Source organism: Desulfitobacterium sp. PCE1, assembly GCF_000384015.1.
Taxonomy (GTDB): Bacteria; Bacillota; Desulfitobacteriia; order Desulfitobacteriales; family Desulfitobacteriaceae; genus Desulfitobacterium; species Desulfitobacterium dehalogenans.
In genome coordinates this window covers 4,080,385-4,094,618 of record NZ_KB913023.1, presented here as the reverse complement: position 1 = coordinate 4,094,618, position 14,234 = coordinate 4,080,385, and the positions used below count along the sequence as shown (strand labels likewise).

Sequence of the window (14,234 nt, the reverse complement as noted above, 5' to 3'; positions counted from 1 at the left end):
GTGATAGATATGACTTTGTACGAAACCCTTTGCGCTGAGCTGGCTCAACAGGAAGTTGGAGTTTATGAAGTCTCTCTGCTGCCCAGAATCAAAGGCTTATATTGCGATAAAATAATCTGGCTTAACCGAAACATAGAGACAGAACGGGAAAAAGCCTGTACCCTTGCCGAAGAGCAGGCCCACTATCTTACTTCAGTGGGAGATATTCTGGATCAGCATAAAATAAGGAATCGGAAGCAAGAGAGATTAGCCAGACGCATGGCCTATGAAAAACTAATCCCCCTCCGGAGCTTTGTAGGGGCTTACAGAGAGGGGATCAGGAGCAGATATGAATTTGCTGAATATATGGATGTGACGGAAGGCTTCTTAGAAGACGCTTTATCTTATTACAAGGAAAAGCACGGTCTGCGGGTTGAGTGGGCGAGTTATCTGATTTGTTTTGAGCCGCTGGAGGTTGTTGAGTTATTTGATGAAGCGTAACCATTACTTTTTTTAATCGTTTCCTGAGATTTATTAATTGCTTATTTACAACTCGCTTATTGCGATAAGCGTAAAAAGTTGTTATGATAAGGAGAAAGAAAAAATAAATATTTAGAAAACGGTGTTATTATTTATATCAGGTATAAATTTTTACTATTTCCAATTCTTTGAAACAACTCTTTGGGTTCAGAAGGGAAGTAAAATGGGCGAACATCGCATGACCGTACTTAAGGCTATGGCTTTCGGGACAAGTATTGCGACCACTCTGGCCGGACTGGTCGGGGGAGGATTTGTGCTGGGGCGTTTTCTTGATCAACGATTCGGTACTCAGCCTTGGCTTTCACTTCTTTTGATGATCCTGGGTTTGGTATTGGGAGGGTGTTATTTGGTTGTTACACTGAGAAAGTTTGGCGTTATGGATGACAAAAAATAATTTAATCCTCCTGCTGGTAGGAACTTCTTTCATTCTTATGGGAGTGGCAGTGACGGGGAATTCCAATCTTTTAGGTGCACTTCCGGGCTATGTACTAGGTTTTTTGCTTACTTTTTGGCTACATAGGGATACTCTGCGCAGCGTGGATGACGAATTGGTTATCGCGATTAGACGTATGCGTCGGAGTTTTTTTGCGCGTTTGGGAATGATAACTTTGGTGGTCGTTGCAGTAGGTCGGTTCCAAGCGACCTGGCTGTTTCCTTTGGCTTTGGGGATAGCCCTGGGCCTTGTGGTCTCTCTTTTGGCAAGTATTAAGCAAATTTCTAACAGTGGAAAGGGGTGAATTGATAGACAATGCATGAAACGATATTGTGGGAAATCGGGGGCATGACACTCCATGGCAAAACCCTGATCATGACCTGGATAGTCATGGCGATCATCATAGTTTTTGTACTTTCAGGGGCTCGGCATCTGACCAGCGGTAAGCCGGGAAAAATGCAAAACGTCCTGGAGTGGATGGTTGATTTTGTTCGCAAGCTCATCTCAGATAATATGGACTATGAAAAAGGAAAGCCCCTTCTAGGCTACTTAGTCACTCTGATTTTATTCGTCTTCGCATCCAATATGTTTGGCTTGATTCCGAACTTTACTTTTGGTCTTTTGCATAATGTGGAGTTCGCCAAGTTGAACGATATCTTCGAAGGGCCAGCTTTAATGTCGCCTACCGCCGACATCAACACCACGATGGCTTTAGCCTTGATGACCATGGGTCTAGTCTTCTATATGGGAATAAAACACAAAGGATCTCATTATTTTCATCATTTTTTAGAGCCCCATCCGATATTTTCGCTGATTCACGTCATTGACTTATTGTCCAAGCCAATGACCTTAGCCTTCCGTCTTTTTGGAAATATCTATGCCGGGGAGGTTCTCATCTCCGTTATCCTGATGCTTCCTGGTATTTGGGTATTAGGCGGCATATTGCCTGATGCCATTTGGTTAGCCTTCAGTGTATTTATTGGATCGATCCAAGCCTTCGTCTTTACGGTCTTGACCACAGCCTATGTCGCTCAGGCAGTGGCTGAGGATTGAGAATCGGTATCTGTTCGCGTTTATTTTCAGTGATGAAATACGCACTGAGGAATAATACTTAAAATTCTATCGGGGAAATAAGAAAGGAGGAAACTCTGTGGACGTATCTGCTGCTGCTGCACTTGGTGCAGGGATTGCTGCTGGATTAGCAGCCCTCGGAGCTTCACTTGGTAATGGTAGTGTTATCACGAAAACTGTGGAAGGTATTGCTCGTCAGCCTGAAGCTAAAGGGGCTCTGCAATCCACCATGTTTATCGGTGTCGGTCTGATCGAGGCGTTGCCTCTTCTGACCTGGGTGCTTGCCTTACTTCTCATGTTTACAAAGTAGTCTGCAATACATGGGCGAGATCTTAAGTCCCAGCCCGTCAAGAACAAGGGGGAACACTAAGTTCCCCCTTGAAAAAATCATCGATGGACACGACTTGAGAGGGGGGTAAATATTGAATCCCATACATTTTGATTTAACATTGGTCGTCCAGGTCTTATCTTTTTTGCTCTTGGTTTATATTCTCAGACGATTCGCTTGGAATCCCCTCATCACTATGATGGAGGAGCGCCGCAATCAGATTGAGGCTAACATCGCCAATGCCGAAAAAGAGCGCCTGCAGGCTGAACAAATAAAGCGCGAATATCAGGAAGAAATGCGCAAAGCCCGTCAAGAAGCTCAGGAAGTCATTGCTAAAGCAACCAAACTGAGCGAGCAGCGAGCTGCCGAGATTCTCGCGGTTGCCCATGGCGAAGCCGAAAAGATTAAACAGGCGGCTTTGGCTGATATTGAACGGGAACGGGATCGGGCCATTGCTCAGGTCCAAGCACAAGTCGCCGATTTATCTGTGGCTGTCGCCGAAAAAATTATTCGTAAGAACCTGGACATCAGTGGCCAGGAAGGTATGATTGAGCAATTTATTCAAGAAGTAGGGGAATTGCCATGTTAAAGGGAGCGATAGCTCAGCGGTATGCCCAAGCCTTGTTTGATATCGCCGTCCAAGAAAATTTGGATGGTATCGAGGCTGAACTTCAGGAGCTGACACAGTGTGTTGAACAGATTGCTGAGGTAGCCCACGTCCTTTACCATCCGCATATTTCTCTTTCCGAGAAGAAAGATCTGATGAATAAAATTTTCGCTGGCCAATTAAGTGTTACTGTGCGAAATTTCCTCAACCTGCTGATCGACCGAAGAAGGCAAAACTACCTCACTGAGATTGCCCGGGTATTTGCACGCCTTGCTGACGAAGCCCGCAATATTGTGGAAGCTAAAGTTTCTAGTGCAATTCCCCTGAGTGAGACTCAAGAGCAGCGTTTGCATCAGGAATTGGTCCGCATGACAGGTAAGAATGTACGGATGGTTAAGGAAGTGCGTCCGGAGCTGATCGGCGGTGTCATGATTCAGATTGGTGACCGTGTGATGGATGGAACCGTGGCCTTTAAATTACAGAGGATTCGCCAAAGCCTCAGCCACGCTTAGAAGGGTCGAGAGAACCTCAAAAAATAGGGGTGAATAGACGAAGATGAATTTACGTCCAGAAGAAATTAGTTCAATTATCAAACAGCAAATTGAACGTTATGATAGTGCAGTGGAGGTAGTGGATGTAGGTACCGTAATCCAGGTAGGAGACGGAATCGCCCGGGTTCATGGTCTGGAAATGGCTATGGCCGGTGAACTTCTGGAATTCCCCGGAGGAATTTACGGGATGGCCATGAACCTGGAGGAAGATAATATTGGCTGCATTATCCTAGGTAAATTTACTGAGATCAGAGAAGGGGACCAAGTGAAGCGGACAGGTCGTATTGTGGAAGTTCCCGTAGGGGAAGCCATGATTGGCCGCGTTGTCAATGCTCTCGGTCAACCCATTGACGGAAAAGGCGAAATCAAAGCCGATAAATTCCGTCCTATTGAAAGCACTGCCCCGGGAGTAGTCTATCGGAAATCCGTTCATGAACCACTCCAAACGGGACTCAAATCCATTGATGCGATTGTTCCCATTGGCCGCGGCCAGCGGGAGCTGATCATTGGTGACCGGCAAACCGGTAAAACAGCGGTAGCCGTGGATACCATCATCAATCAAAAAGGCAAGGATGTCATTTGTATCTATGTCGCTGTAGGACAAAAAGCTTCCACGGTTGCCGGGGTGGTAAAAACCCTGGAAGATCATGGCGCGATGGATTACAGCATCGTGGTTTCGGCCACGGCCTCCGAGCCTGCCCCCATGCTTTATATCGCACCCTATTCAGGATGCGCCATGGGTGAAGAATTCATGTACAACGGCAAGCACGTTCTGATCATCTATGATGATTTGACCAAGCAAGCCGCTGCTTACCGTGAATTGTCCTTGCTTTTGAAACGTCCTCCCGGCCGTGAAGCTTATCCCGGAGACGTCTTCTATCTCCATTCCCGTCTGCTTGAACGGGCTGCCAAACTCTCCCCGGATTTGGGCAGCGGTTCCATGACCGCCCTTCCCATTATTGAGACTCAAGCGGGAGACGTTTCGGCTTACATTCCTACCAACGTTATTTCCATCACCGACGGCCAGATCTTCCTGGAGACTGACCTTTTCAACGCCGGCTTCCGTCCGGCCATTAACGTAGGGATTTCCGTATCCCGGGTTGGTGGCTCCGCACAGATTAAGGCTATGAAACAGGTGGCCGGACAATTGCGCTTGGATTTGGCTCAGTATCGTGAGCTGGCGGCTTTTGCCCAATTTGGCTCCGATTTGGATAAGATTACCCAAATGCGTCTCACCCGCGGTGAGCGTATGATGGAAATCCTCAAGCAAAAACAATATGAGCCCATGGTCGTTGAAGAGCAGGTCGTTGTTCTCTATGCAGCGGTTAAAGGCTTCTTGGACGATATCCCGGTGGATAAAATCAAGAGCTTTGAAGAAGAGTATCTGCGCACCATGCGCACCACCAAAGCTGATCTCCTCGCGAGAATCCGCACGGAAAAAGCCCTTAACGATGAGTTGAATGCTGAGATTGAAAAGGCAATCATTGAAGTTAAGGAAGGTTTCTTAGGGTAAGTTTTTCACCCATAAGACGTTTCATGCGGAAGAGCGAATAAAGGGGGTAGGTGAACCAGGTGGCAAATGTACGTGATATACGACGCAGGATTCGTGGCGTACGGAATATGCAGCAGATTACTAAGGCTATGAAAATGGTGGCTGCATCTAAATTACGTAAAGCTCAGGAAAAGGTCATCGCTGCCCGCCCTTATGCCCGTCAATTGCAAGAAGTTCTAGCACGTCTTGCTCAGGATCAAGCGGATGCAACTCATCCCCTCTTAATCGAGCGACCTGTACAGCGGGTAGGCTATATCATCATTACCTCTGATCGAGGCCTCTGCGGAGGGTATAATGCGAACCTGATCCGGATGACCAATAGTTTGATTGCCGAAGAAACTCACGACGTAAGACTCGTTGCCGTTGGACGCAAAGGGAGAGACTTCTACCGTCGTGGCAAGATTGAGACCATTGCCGAATTCGTAGGGCTAGGCGATAACCCATCCTATGGACAGGCTAAGGAAATTGCTCAAGAGGTTATCGGTCTTTACGAAAGTGGAGAATTGGATGAAGTTTATCTTCTCTATAACGAATTCATCAGTGCAATTTCCCAACGTCCCACTCGGATCAAGCTTCTTCCCATTGAAAAGCCTAAGCAGGTGTCCAACACGGAGTATATTTTTGAACCCTCCGCCGAGGAGATTCTAACCACTCTCCTTCCGAAATATGTGGAAACTCAAGTATTCCGCACCCTGCTCGAAGGCAAAGCCAGTGAGATGGGAGCACAGATGACCGCGATGGGTGCTGCAACGGACAACGCTAAAGAGATGATTGAGCGGCTGACCCTGCAGATGAATCGTGCTCGCCAAGCGGCGATTACCACGGAAATTTCCGAAATTGTCGGGGGCGCCAGCGCTCTTGAATAATCCAAGGCCAAAACGCAAAAAGGAGGTTTCTCGCCTGTGAATATCGGCAAAATCGTGCAAATCATGGGAGCGGTAGTTGACGTTGAGTTTGCTTCCGAGGCACTGCCAGAGATTTATAGTGCTGTTAAAGTCACGGTTCCCGAGAAGAAGATCGATCTCACCCTTGAGGTCGCTCAGCACTTGGGCAATAATACAGTACGCTGTGTGGCCATGTCTTCTACCGACGGCCTGCAGCGGGGCATGGCAGCTCTCAATACCGGAGCTCCCATTACCGTACCTGTAGGACCGGCGACTTTAGGGCGTATTTTTAATGTTCTAGGACATGCCATTGACAATGGGGAAGAAGTCCACACGGACACCTCTTACCCCATCCATAGACCTGCTCCAGCCTTTGTGGATCAAGATCCTTCAACGGTCATGCTGGAAACAGGGATTAAGGTTATTGACTTATTAGCCCCCTACTCCAAAGGGGGTAAGATCGGACTCTTCGGCGGCGCGGGTGTAGGTAAAACCGTATTGATCCAAGAGCTCATCAATAATATCGCCATGGAGCACGGCGGTCTCTCCGTTTTCGCCGGCGTCGGCGAGCGGACCCGTGAAGGAAACGACCTTTGGAACGAGATGAGAGAGTCTGGGGTTATCGACAAAATGGCCATGGTTTTTGGTCAGATGAATGAACCTCCTGGCGCCCGTTTACGGGTAGGACTGACTGGATTGACCATGGCGGAATACTTCCGTGATGTGCAAAACCAAGACGTTCTTCTCTTTATCGATAATATCTTCCGCTTTACCCAAGCAGGTTCTGAGGTTTCCGCCCTGTTGGGACGGATGCCCTCAGCGGTAGGTTACCAACCCACCCTGGCCACAGAGATGGGTGCTCTTCAAGAGCGTATTACTTCGACACGGAACGGCTCCATCACCTCCGTACAGGCTATTTACGTGCCTGCGGATGACTTGACTGACCCTGCTCCGGCTACCGCCTTCGCTCACTTGGATGCGACCACGGTTCTTAACCGTGCGATCTCTGAGAAAGGGATTTATCCTGCGGTGGACCCCTTGGATTCCAACTCGCGGATTCTTTCCCCGCAAATTCTTGGTGAAGAGCATTATCAAGTGGCCCGCGATGTCCAGCAGATTCTGCAAAAGTATAAAGAACTTCAAGATATTATCGCCATTCTTGGTATGGATGAGCTTTCTGAAGATGAGAAACTCGTCGTGTCCCGTGCCCGCCGGATTGAGCGCTTCCTATCTCAGCCCTTCCACGTGGCTGAAGTATTTACAGGATCACCTGGTAAATATGTTCCGATTAAGGAAACCATCCGTGGGTTTAAGGAAATCGTGGAAGGAAAACACGATAACCTACCGGAGGCAGCTTTCCACATGGTGGGAACGATTGAAGAAGCTATCGAAAAAGCCAAAGCATTGGGGGCATAATTATGGCAGGGACGTTTACACTCCGTGTCGTTTCCCCGGAAGGCAATGTGCTTAAAGAAGAGGCGGAATTTGTGGTACTACCCGGGGGAAACGGTGAAATCGGGATTTTGCCTAATCACGCACCTTTGATTTCCTCCATCGGGATTGGAGTCATTCGCTACACAGTCAATGGCAAAGTACAAAAAATAGCCACCTCCGGCGGATTCGTTGAAGTATCGGATAATAAGGTAACCGTTTTAGCCGATACGGCGGAACCCGGTGAAAAGGTTGATCTGGATCGTGCTTTAGCAGCTAAGGAAAGAGCCGAAAAACGCCTGGCCCAGAGAGAAGGAATCGATATCCGACGTGCTGAGCTGGCCCTCTTACGTGCTGTGGCACGGATCAATGCAACCGAGGATTAGTAGGTTTATTATCTATGTCATCATCCGATTGAAAAAGAGGTTGTCTCTAAATCAGAGTAAAACCGGTTTTACTCATCTGAGGCAACCTCTTTTTGATGCAGTTTTCGTGTAGATTGTGTTAATTGACTTGTCTCGTGATAAGGGTGCAGACTCCTAAGGGGTCTATAGGCAGGAGGTAAATTTTCATGTTGGATTTAGAGAAAACAAGAGAAAAAATCATTGCTTTAAATGAGTCAGATGCTAAAAGCATTTTAATGCTTACAGCCGCCAATCTTCAGATGGTGAGCAATGAAAATGGTGGTTTTACCAGTGATAATTGTGTAGATACATTAATAAAGTTATTTAATAGCATCCCTGAACCTAAAAGGTAAAAGGAAAATCATAATTAAAGTGGCAACTATTTGAAAAAGCTATATAATATAACCTTCTTCCTATATTGGAAAGAGCAATAATTGACACAAAACAGTGTTGTGATAAATATACCGGCGAAGAATATTTTTATTTCCTTAGAAAAAACCGTTATCTTTTTGAGGCTTTGGCAAAACTAGAATTAGAAATAGCAGAAAGCTGAACGAGAAGATAAGGTGTGAGGATATGATAAAGAAGGTTCCCTTGACTTATTTCCCGGAAACCCCCTTAAACACCCGGCTACTCATCGTATTATTAGGAGTTATCGTATTTGTCCATGCTTTCATTGCGGATAATTCATCTTCTCTATTTGCAAAACCGGGGGATAAAAATCCATTACTACTAAGTACAGGGTTATTGGAAGCTCAGGAGGCGGAATTGCGGGTCATTCTTTGGTTTGAAAAGGGTAAACCCCAAAAGAACTTTCTAAAGAAGCTGCCCCGAGAGAATTGGGTATGGCAGGAGTCTCATCCCTCCAATTCAATAGGTACGGGCTACTCCCTTGCAGGATATACTAGAATTAATCAAGAGTCGGAACAGGCCATTTTTTTATGGTATCAAAGCTTGGTAGAAGATGCCAGAGAATCAGGTGGCAACGCTTATCTTGACGAAAGAGTCCCGGAAGGGATGGATATAGCTCAATATGCTTTGAAACAGAATATTCTTCCCCGGCAATTCTCCCTATCCGAGGGTGTTTTTTCAGTGGTAGGCTGGCAGGAATCCTCTCTGCCGCAGGTTGCCGCGGGTAACGATAAAGTCAATATTCAAGTGATTAGTCAAGGGTATGGGCAAGGGAAAACCGCCCTTGCTATACCGGTCTTGCTGGAAGAATTTTAAATCGTGACTAAACCCGATGATATAGCAGGAAATCGGGATGCTTGAGGAGAATATAAGCAGGTCGGATAAGTTTTTTACAAATCCGTAGGATTTGTTGCCCTATAGATAGTTTTATGTAATTGGGGGTGCCTGAACACTTGAGCAAAATTATTGTTGCTGGCGGTAGTTCCTTAGAAGGGAAAATCACCGTAAGCGGAGCAAAAAACGCAGTATTGCCTTTAATTGCTGCCAGCTTGTTATCTCCGGAGCCTATACGCATTGACGATGCCCCGCATTTGCTGGATGTAGACGTCATGTGTCAGGTCATAGGAGCATTTGGCGCATCAGTACGGCGAGAAGGATCGCAATTGTATATAAATACACCGGAAATCACCAGTCTTGAAGCACCACATGATTTGGTGTCCCAAATGAGAGCCTCCATCGTCACCATGGGACCGGTACTGGCCAGAACGGGTAGAGTACGGATCTCTCACCCTGGAGGGTGTGCCATCGGTTCACGACCGATTAATTGGCATCTCAAGGGCCTGGAAGCCTTAGGCGCGGAAATTCGCATGGATCATGGCTATCTGGATGTAAGCGCGACCAAATTAAAGGGAGCCCGTATTTACTTGGATTTCCCCAGCGTGGGTGCGACAGAAAACATTATGATGGCTGCAGTCGGTGCCGAGGGAACCACTTTTATTGAAAATGCTGCCCAAGAACCGGAGATTATTGACTTGGCCAATTTTCTAAACCAGATGGGTGGGAAGGTCCGGGGGGCCGGGACCAGTGTGATTCGTATCGAAGGTGTTCAAGAGTTACATGGTGCCAATCACACTGTTATACCAGATCGCATCGAAGCAGGCAGCTATCTGCTGATGGCCGCTGCCGCCGGCGGAGATATCTTTGTTCAAAATGTGATCGCTGATCACTTGAAACCCCTTCTGGCCAAGATGGAAGAGGCGGGGGTATATCTTCGTGAGGTGGATGATGGAATCCGTGTGGTAGGTGAAGGTGTCTATAATGCTGTTGATATTAAGACACAAGTTCATCCGGGGTTCCCGACAGATCTTCAGGCTCCTTTCTTATCCTTCTTAACCCGGGCTAATGGGACAGGAATGGTTACGGAGACCGTGTTTGAAAATCGCTTCATGCATGTGGATGAGCTCAAACGGATGGGTGCCGACATCAAAATCGAAGGCCGTAGTGCCATCATCCAAGGAAATTCAAATTTAACTGCCGCCCCTGTAACCGCTACCGACTTGCGTGCAGGTGCAGCTCTTATCCTTGCCGCTTTGACAGCAGATGGCGAAACAGAGATCCAAGGGGTTCACCATATCGACCGCGGCTATGAGTATATTGTGGAGAAATTAGCTGGAATTGGTGCTCAGATTCGTAGAGAATAAACTATGATTTGTGAGTATTGAATTGATTTAAGGAGCTAAGCATACTGCCCTTATCAGGTAATGGAGTGTATCAAAAGATATTGATACACTCCATTTATCATTAAATCGATATAAATTCTTAGACATAGGTGCAACCCCTTTCTTGGTAGATGGTGTGTGGTAACTTTATCTTTCCAAGCGGGTGCTTCTATGTCCTTTTTTAAAATGCAAAGTCTTAATTTTCGAAATGGATCATACCTTATCTATCGAAAGTAGCAAAAAAAACTGATAAATGATAATATGAACAAGCAAGAATTTTATAACCATATAACAGTTTGTGGTTGAACGAACATGTTGTGGAGTGATTATTATTTTGGAGAATACTCATCTGAGCGTCAATTTTCTTAAAGAGATATCAAATCTTCTGGTTCGTTCACCGAGCTGTAGTTGTGTACTCAGTGACGTTTTAGAGCTGATTACTGATTTTTGGCAAGCAGAAGAAGTGACCATAGTAATCAAGAGCAAACAAGGTGAATTTCTACCTATAGCAGGCGTGACAGGGAAGACTCCCCAGTATATGTTAAGTTTACCTAAAACAATTTTTTTGAGTACGATGGAGGGACAAGCAGAGAAAATCAGTTGTAAGAAGGTTAAGGGCAAGTTATTGTTATCTGATGAAGGGAATTACTATCTTATTTTTATCCCATTATGGACGTCAAATAAGATTATAGGAATATTCGCCTTATTAACAGAAAAGAAAAATATAGATGCTGAACTTGATTTAACAATTTTAGAGGTTATCACAAATCAAATAGGGTTCTCCCTGGAAAAAGAATTCTACAAAGAAAAAACAGATTCTTCAGAAATGAGATTCGACTCGATTATCAATAGCCTCAATGAAGGAATCATTATGCTACAGGATAAAGTAGTATATTGTAATTCCAAGGCTTTCGAATTGTTAAGAATGAATAACTCATACGCAAATAAAGAGATTGATCAATTTTGTGCTCATTTAGTTAAGATTAGCAAGAATCCTTCCAATACTATTATATATTTGGAAACCTTCCTTTTAGCGAATAGCTTTTATTATTTTACAATAGAGACTAGAGATAATCGCTTTTTAAAGTTTTCTAAATTTGATGTGCAAAACGTCTCCGGTGAAACCCTTTGTAAAGGACTGCTTTTAAGCGATGTAACTGAATATAAAGAAAAAGAAAGATTTAAAGATACCCTAATATCTATACTAAGCCATGAGCTTAAAACACCATTAACTATTATAAACGGGAATGCTACTTCTTTACTTAGAACGGATATTCGATGGAAAGAAGCTGATCGACAGGAGTTTTTGAAAGAAATTTCCGAAGAGTGTCATAGACTTAATGACATGGTTGGTGAACTATTGGCGATCTCCTTAATCAATGCGAAAAAATATCAGCTACATAAGAGATTCATAACCATTGGCAGTTTTACTGATAAGGTCTATAGAACAATTTCCAGAGCATATGCCAAGCAGGGTAACATTACATTTACAGTCAAGAATAAGGATGACGTTTTTGAAATCGACGAACAAAAAGTTCAACAAGTGATACAGAATTTAATCGATAATGCAGTCAAATATGGTCCCAGACATGTAAAAGTGAATGTATATGTAAAAAGGGAAGGGGATCGAGTCCTGTTTATCATAAAAGATAATGGACCAGGTATTTCTAAAGATGCATTAGATAAAATTTTTCAACAATACTATCAGGTCAAACCGGAAAGAACCTCAATTAATAAGGGTAGTGGACTAGGATTAAGTATATGTAAAGGAATCGTCGAGGCTCACGGAGGGAGCATTTGGGCTGAAAGTACCTTAGGTAAAGGAAGTGATTTTTGTTTTACGCTGCCTGTAAATAAAGTCAAAGTTGGTGATTATTTTGAGTAAAAAAGTACTAATAGCCGAAGATGAACCCAAAATCTTGAGATTCATGCGTGCTAACCTTGAAGTCAGCAATTATGTAGTATACACGGCGGGAGATGGGGAAGATGCATTAAGGAAGTATGAGCAGTTTTTACCAGATATTATTCTTTTGGATATCATGCTCCCTAAATTGGAAGGCTATCAGGTTCTGCGGGAAATACGCCAATTTTCGGATGTTCCAGTAATTCTAATCTCAGCCAAACAAAATGTTTCAGATAAAGTGAAAGGGTTGGAATTAGGAGCAGATGACTACATCGTAAAGCCCTTTGATATAACGGAGATGCTGGCCAGAGTGAAAGCTGTTTTGAAAAGAACAATGACAGATAAACCAGATAAAAATCCAGATATGGTTATTGGAAGCTTAATGATTAGCTTAGGAACTCATACTGTTAAAGTGAATTCTGTAGATATAAAGCTAACACCCACTGAATATAAGCTTCTGGTTCTTTTAGCAAAAGACAGAGGTTGTGTTTTAACTCACACTGACTTATTAACTAAGATCTGGGGTGCTCAATACAGCGAGGAAACCCATTACGTAAGGGTTTGTATAGCGAGAATCAGACAAAAGATTGATATTCCTGAGGGACAACCCGGTTATATCCATACAGTTCAAATGGTCGGGTATATGATGATATAAGGAGGAAGCAAATGCGTATCCAAAGGCTTAATACCTCAGCTGCAGAACTCCATGAAATTGATCAGAACTATTCAAGATATAATCAGAAACACAATATTTTTATACGATTATTTTGGGATGAAGAAATAAAAAGGTTAGAGCATGCAAGACAGAAGAATGCTGAACAATACTCAAAAGATAATAAGCCTGGATACTCGAAATTCGACAAAGCATTTTTGGCCGGAACTATGAATTTTATGAGGGAGAAGATCGTTCAGAATATCCATATATGTGATCAGGAATTCAATGCTTGGAACGGTGAGAAGGGCACTAAAGAAGAAGGAATGGACACTTTCACATTGACAAAAGCAATAAAAAAAGCAGCTAAAATGTACGGTGCATGTGCTGTAGGAATAGCCCCATTAGATCGTAGGTGGGTATATTCTCATTGGTATGACTTACAAACAAGGCAAAGTTATCCTATACAGTTTTCCGATGAAGCTCCAGAATATAACCGTATACAGGAGCCCACTCTTTTAGAGAATAAAGCTAGGGTTATTCCAGCAAGTATGAAGACAGCGATTGTCATGTTATTTGAAATGGACCCAGGGTGTCTGAAGTATTCCCCAACCCTACTTCCCTATGCCAATGGCCGTTTTGTATACTCCGAAATGTGTCTGACTACCAATAGTCTAGCTGGATTAATCAGAGAATTGGGCTATAATGCGATACCGAGTGTGAATTGTACAGCTCTTAATATTCCATTGGCCATAGATGCCGGTTTAGGGCAGATCGGTAGAAATGGCAAGCTCATTAATCCTTATCTAGGAACCCGTATTCGAATTGCTAAAGTTATTACTGATTTACCTCTGGACTGTGATCAGCCCATTGATTTTGGAGTGAATGAGTTCTGTGAAGCGTGCAGAAAATGCGCGAGAAAATGCCCTGCCGGTGCTATCCCGTCTGATTCAAAAGTGTGTTCAGGAATGGATGAGTTGAGCAATAACGGGTACTTAAGATGGGCAATAGATCACAAGAAATGTTTTTGCTATTGGAGTGAGTGTGGAACAAATTGTAATATCTGTATTACCGTTTGTTCTTACAATAGAGGATATAAATGGACAAAGAGTATCCTGAATTCCAGTAAGGAGAGCAGTACTTTGGTTGATAATCTGCTGGACTCCCTCGATGATTGTGGACCGGATGTTTTTGATCCCGAGGCAAGCTTTTGGCTCAACAGTTAACATGTCCGGAATTTTTATATAATTTTTATATTTAGCTGGAAAA

17 protein-coding genes are annotated in these 14,234 nt (G+C 44.2%); all 17 read left to right on the top strand.

Going from position 1 to position 14,234, the window contains the following annotated elements; all coding sequences use genetic code 11:
• The first annotated feature begins 9 nt into the window (after positions 1-9).
• The 17 genes from DESPCE1_RS0120160 (at position 10) to DESPCE1_RS0120080 (ending at position 14,191) form a co-directional block, all read left to right on the top strand.
• Positions 10-480 (top strand): ImmA/IrrE family metallo-endopeptidase, encoded by a 471-nt coding sequence (locus tag DESPCE1_RS0120160; RefSeq protein WP_019851511.1) that lies wholly within the window; start codon positions 10-12, stop codon positions 478-480.
• Positions 481-682: 202 nt separating this feature from the next.
• Positions 683-913, top strand: coding sequence for an AtpZ/AtpI family protein (locus DESPCE1_RS0120155; protein ID WP_014795842.1), 231 nt, complete (start codon positions 683-685; stop codon positions 911-913).
• On the top strand, positions 888-1,256 hold the full coding sequence (locus DESPCE1_RS0120150) for a hypothetical protein (protein WP_014795841.1): 369 nt from the start codon (positions 888-890) through the stop codon (positions 1,254-1,256). The genes DESPCE1_RS0120155 and DESPCE1_RS0120150 overlap by 26 nt, the downstream gene beginning before the upstream one ends.
• 11 nt (positions 1,257-1,267) lie before the next feature.
• Positions 1,268-2,005 (top strand): F0F1 ATP synthase subunit A, encoded by a 738-nt coding sequence (gene atpB, locus DESPCE1_RS0120145; protein WP_014795840.1) that lies wholly within the window; start codon positions 1,268-1,270, stop codon positions 2,003-2,005.
• Between the two features lie 97 nt (positions 2,006-2,102).
• Positions 2,103-2,333, top strand: a complete 231-nt coding sequence (atpE, locus tag DESPCE1_RS0120140) for a F0F1 ATP synthase subunit C (protein ID WP_005815466.1) — start codon at positions 2,103-2,105, stop codon at positions 2,331-2,333.
• A gap of 112 nt (positions 2,334-2,445) precedes the next feature.
• Entirely contained in the window at positions 2,446-2,940 is a 495-nt protein-coding gene (gene atpF, locus DESPCE1_RS0120135) for a F0F1 ATP synthase subunit B (protein ID WP_014795839.1), read from the top strand.
• The gene (locus tag DESPCE1_RS0120130; protein ID WP_019851509.1) at positions 2,934-3,470 is read left to right on the top strand and encodes a F0F1 ATP synthase subunit delta; all 537 of its coding nucleotides are present in this window, start codon (positions 2,934-2,936) and stop codon (positions 3,468-3,470) included. Before atpF ends, DESPCE1_RS0120130 begins: the two co-directional genes overlap by 7 nt.
• Positions 3,471-3,513: 43 nt before the next feature.
• Positions 3,514-5,022 (top strand): F0F1 ATP synthase subunit alpha, encoded by a 1,509-nt coding sequence (gene atpA, locus DESPCE1_RS0120125; protein ID WP_014795837.1) that lies wholly within the window; start codon positions 3,514-3,516, stop codon positions 5,020-5,022.
• A 59-nt stretch (positions 5,023-5,081) separates the two neighbouring features.
• Positions 5,082-5,927: an ATP synthase F1 subunit gamma gene (gene atpG / locus DESPCE1_RS0120120; protein ID WP_014795836.1), complete on the top strand. Its 846-nt coding sequence runs from the start codon at positions 5,082-5,084 to the stop codon at positions 5,925-5,927.
• A 36-nt stretch (positions 5,928-5,963) separates the two neighbouring features.
• The gene (atpD, locus tag DESPCE1_RS0120115) at positions 5,964-7,361 is read left to right on the top strand and encodes a F0F1 ATP synthase subunit beta (protein ID WP_014795835.1); all 1,398 of its coding nucleotides are present in this window, start codon (positions 5,964-5,966) and stop codon (positions 7,359-7,361) included.
• 2 nt (positions 7,362-7,363) lie between these two features.
• Positions 7,364-7,762 carry a F0F1 ATP synthase subunit epsilon gene (locus DESPCE1_RS0120110; RefSeq protein WP_014795834.1) on the top strand — a complete coding sequence of 133 codons (399 nt, stop codon included), beginning with the start codon at positions 7,364-7,366 and terminating at the stop codon, positions 7,760-7,762.
• 185 nt (positions 7,763-7,947) lie between these two features.
• Positions 7,948-8,133, top strand: a complete 186-nt coding sequence (locus DESPCE1_RS0120105; protein WP_014795833.1) for a hypothetical protein — start codon at positions 7,948-7,950, stop codon at positions 8,131-8,133.
• A gap of 223 nt (positions 8,134-8,356) precedes the next feature.
• Positions 8,357-9,007, top strand: coding sequence for a hypothetical protein (locus tag DESPCE1_RS0120100; protein WP_019851508.1), 651 nt, complete (start codon positions 8,357-8,359; stop codon positions 9,005-9,007).
• A gap of 137 nt (positions 9,008-9,144) precedes the next feature.
• Positions 9,145-10,392 (top strand): UDP-N-acetylglucosamine 1-carboxyvinyltransferase, encoded by a 1,248-nt coding sequence (gene murA / locus DESPCE1_RS0120095; protein ID WP_014795831.1) that lies wholly within the window; start codon positions 9,145-9,147, stop codon positions 10,390-10,392.
• Positions 10,393-10,744: 352 nt separating this feature from the next.
• Positions 10,745-12,295, top strand: a complete 1,551-nt coding sequence (locus DESPCE1_RS0120090) for an ATP-binding protein (protein WP_019851507.1) — start codon at positions 10,745-10,747, stop codon at positions 12,293-12,295.
• Entirely contained in the window at positions 12,279-12,968 is a 690-nt protein-coding gene (locus DESPCE1_RS0120085) for a response regulator transcription factor (RefSeq protein ID WP_156831336.1), read from the top strand. The genes DESPCE1_RS0120090 and DESPCE1_RS0120085 overlap by 17 nt, the downstream gene beginning before the upstream one ends.
• A gap of 11 nt (positions 12,969-12,979) precedes the next feature.
• Positions 12,980-14,191 (top strand): reductive dehalogenase, encoded by a 1,212-nt coding sequence (locus DESPCE1_RS0120080; protein WP_019851505.1) that lies wholly within the window; start codon positions 12,980-12,982, stop codon positions 14,189-14,191.
• Positions 14,192-14,234: the final 43 nt, after the last annotated feature.

Coding starts and splice junctions, on each gene's coding strand:
- DESPCE1_RS0120110 (WP_014795834.1), top strand. CDS start 7,364: ATGGCAGGGACGTTTACACTCCGTGTCGTTTCCCCGGAAGGCAATGTG.
- DESPCE1_RS0120080 (WP_019851505.1), top strand. CDS start 12,980: ATGCGTATCCAAAGGCTTAATACCTCAGCTGCAGAACTCCATGAAATT.
- atpB (WP_014795840.1), top strand. CDS start 1,268: ATGCATGAAACGATATTGTGGGAAATCGGGGGCATGACACTCCATGGC.
- atpA (WP_014795837.1), top strand. CDS start 3,514: ATGAATTTACGTCCAGAAGAAATTAGTTCAATTATCAAACAGCAAATT.
- DESPCE1_RS0120130 (WP_019851509.1), top strand. CDS start 2,934: ATGTTAAAGGGAGCGATAGCTCAGCGGTATGCCCAAGCCTTGTTTGAT.
- DESPCE1_RS0120100 (WP_019851508.1), top strand. CDS start 8,357: ATGATAAAGAAGGTTCCCTTGACTTATTTCCCGGAAACCCCCTTAAAC.
- DESPCE1_RS0120105 (WP_014795833.1), top strand. CDS start 7,948: ATGTTGGATTTAGAGAAAACAAGAGAAAAAATCATTGCTTTAAATGAG.
- DESPCE1_RS0120160 (WP_019851511.1), top strand. CDS start 10: ATGACTTTGTACGAAACCCTTTGCGCTGAGCTGGCTCAACAGGAAGTT.
- DESPCE1_RS0120155 (WP_014795842.1), top strand. CDS start 683: ATGGGCGAACATCGCATGACCGTACTTAAGGCTATGGCTTTCGGGACA.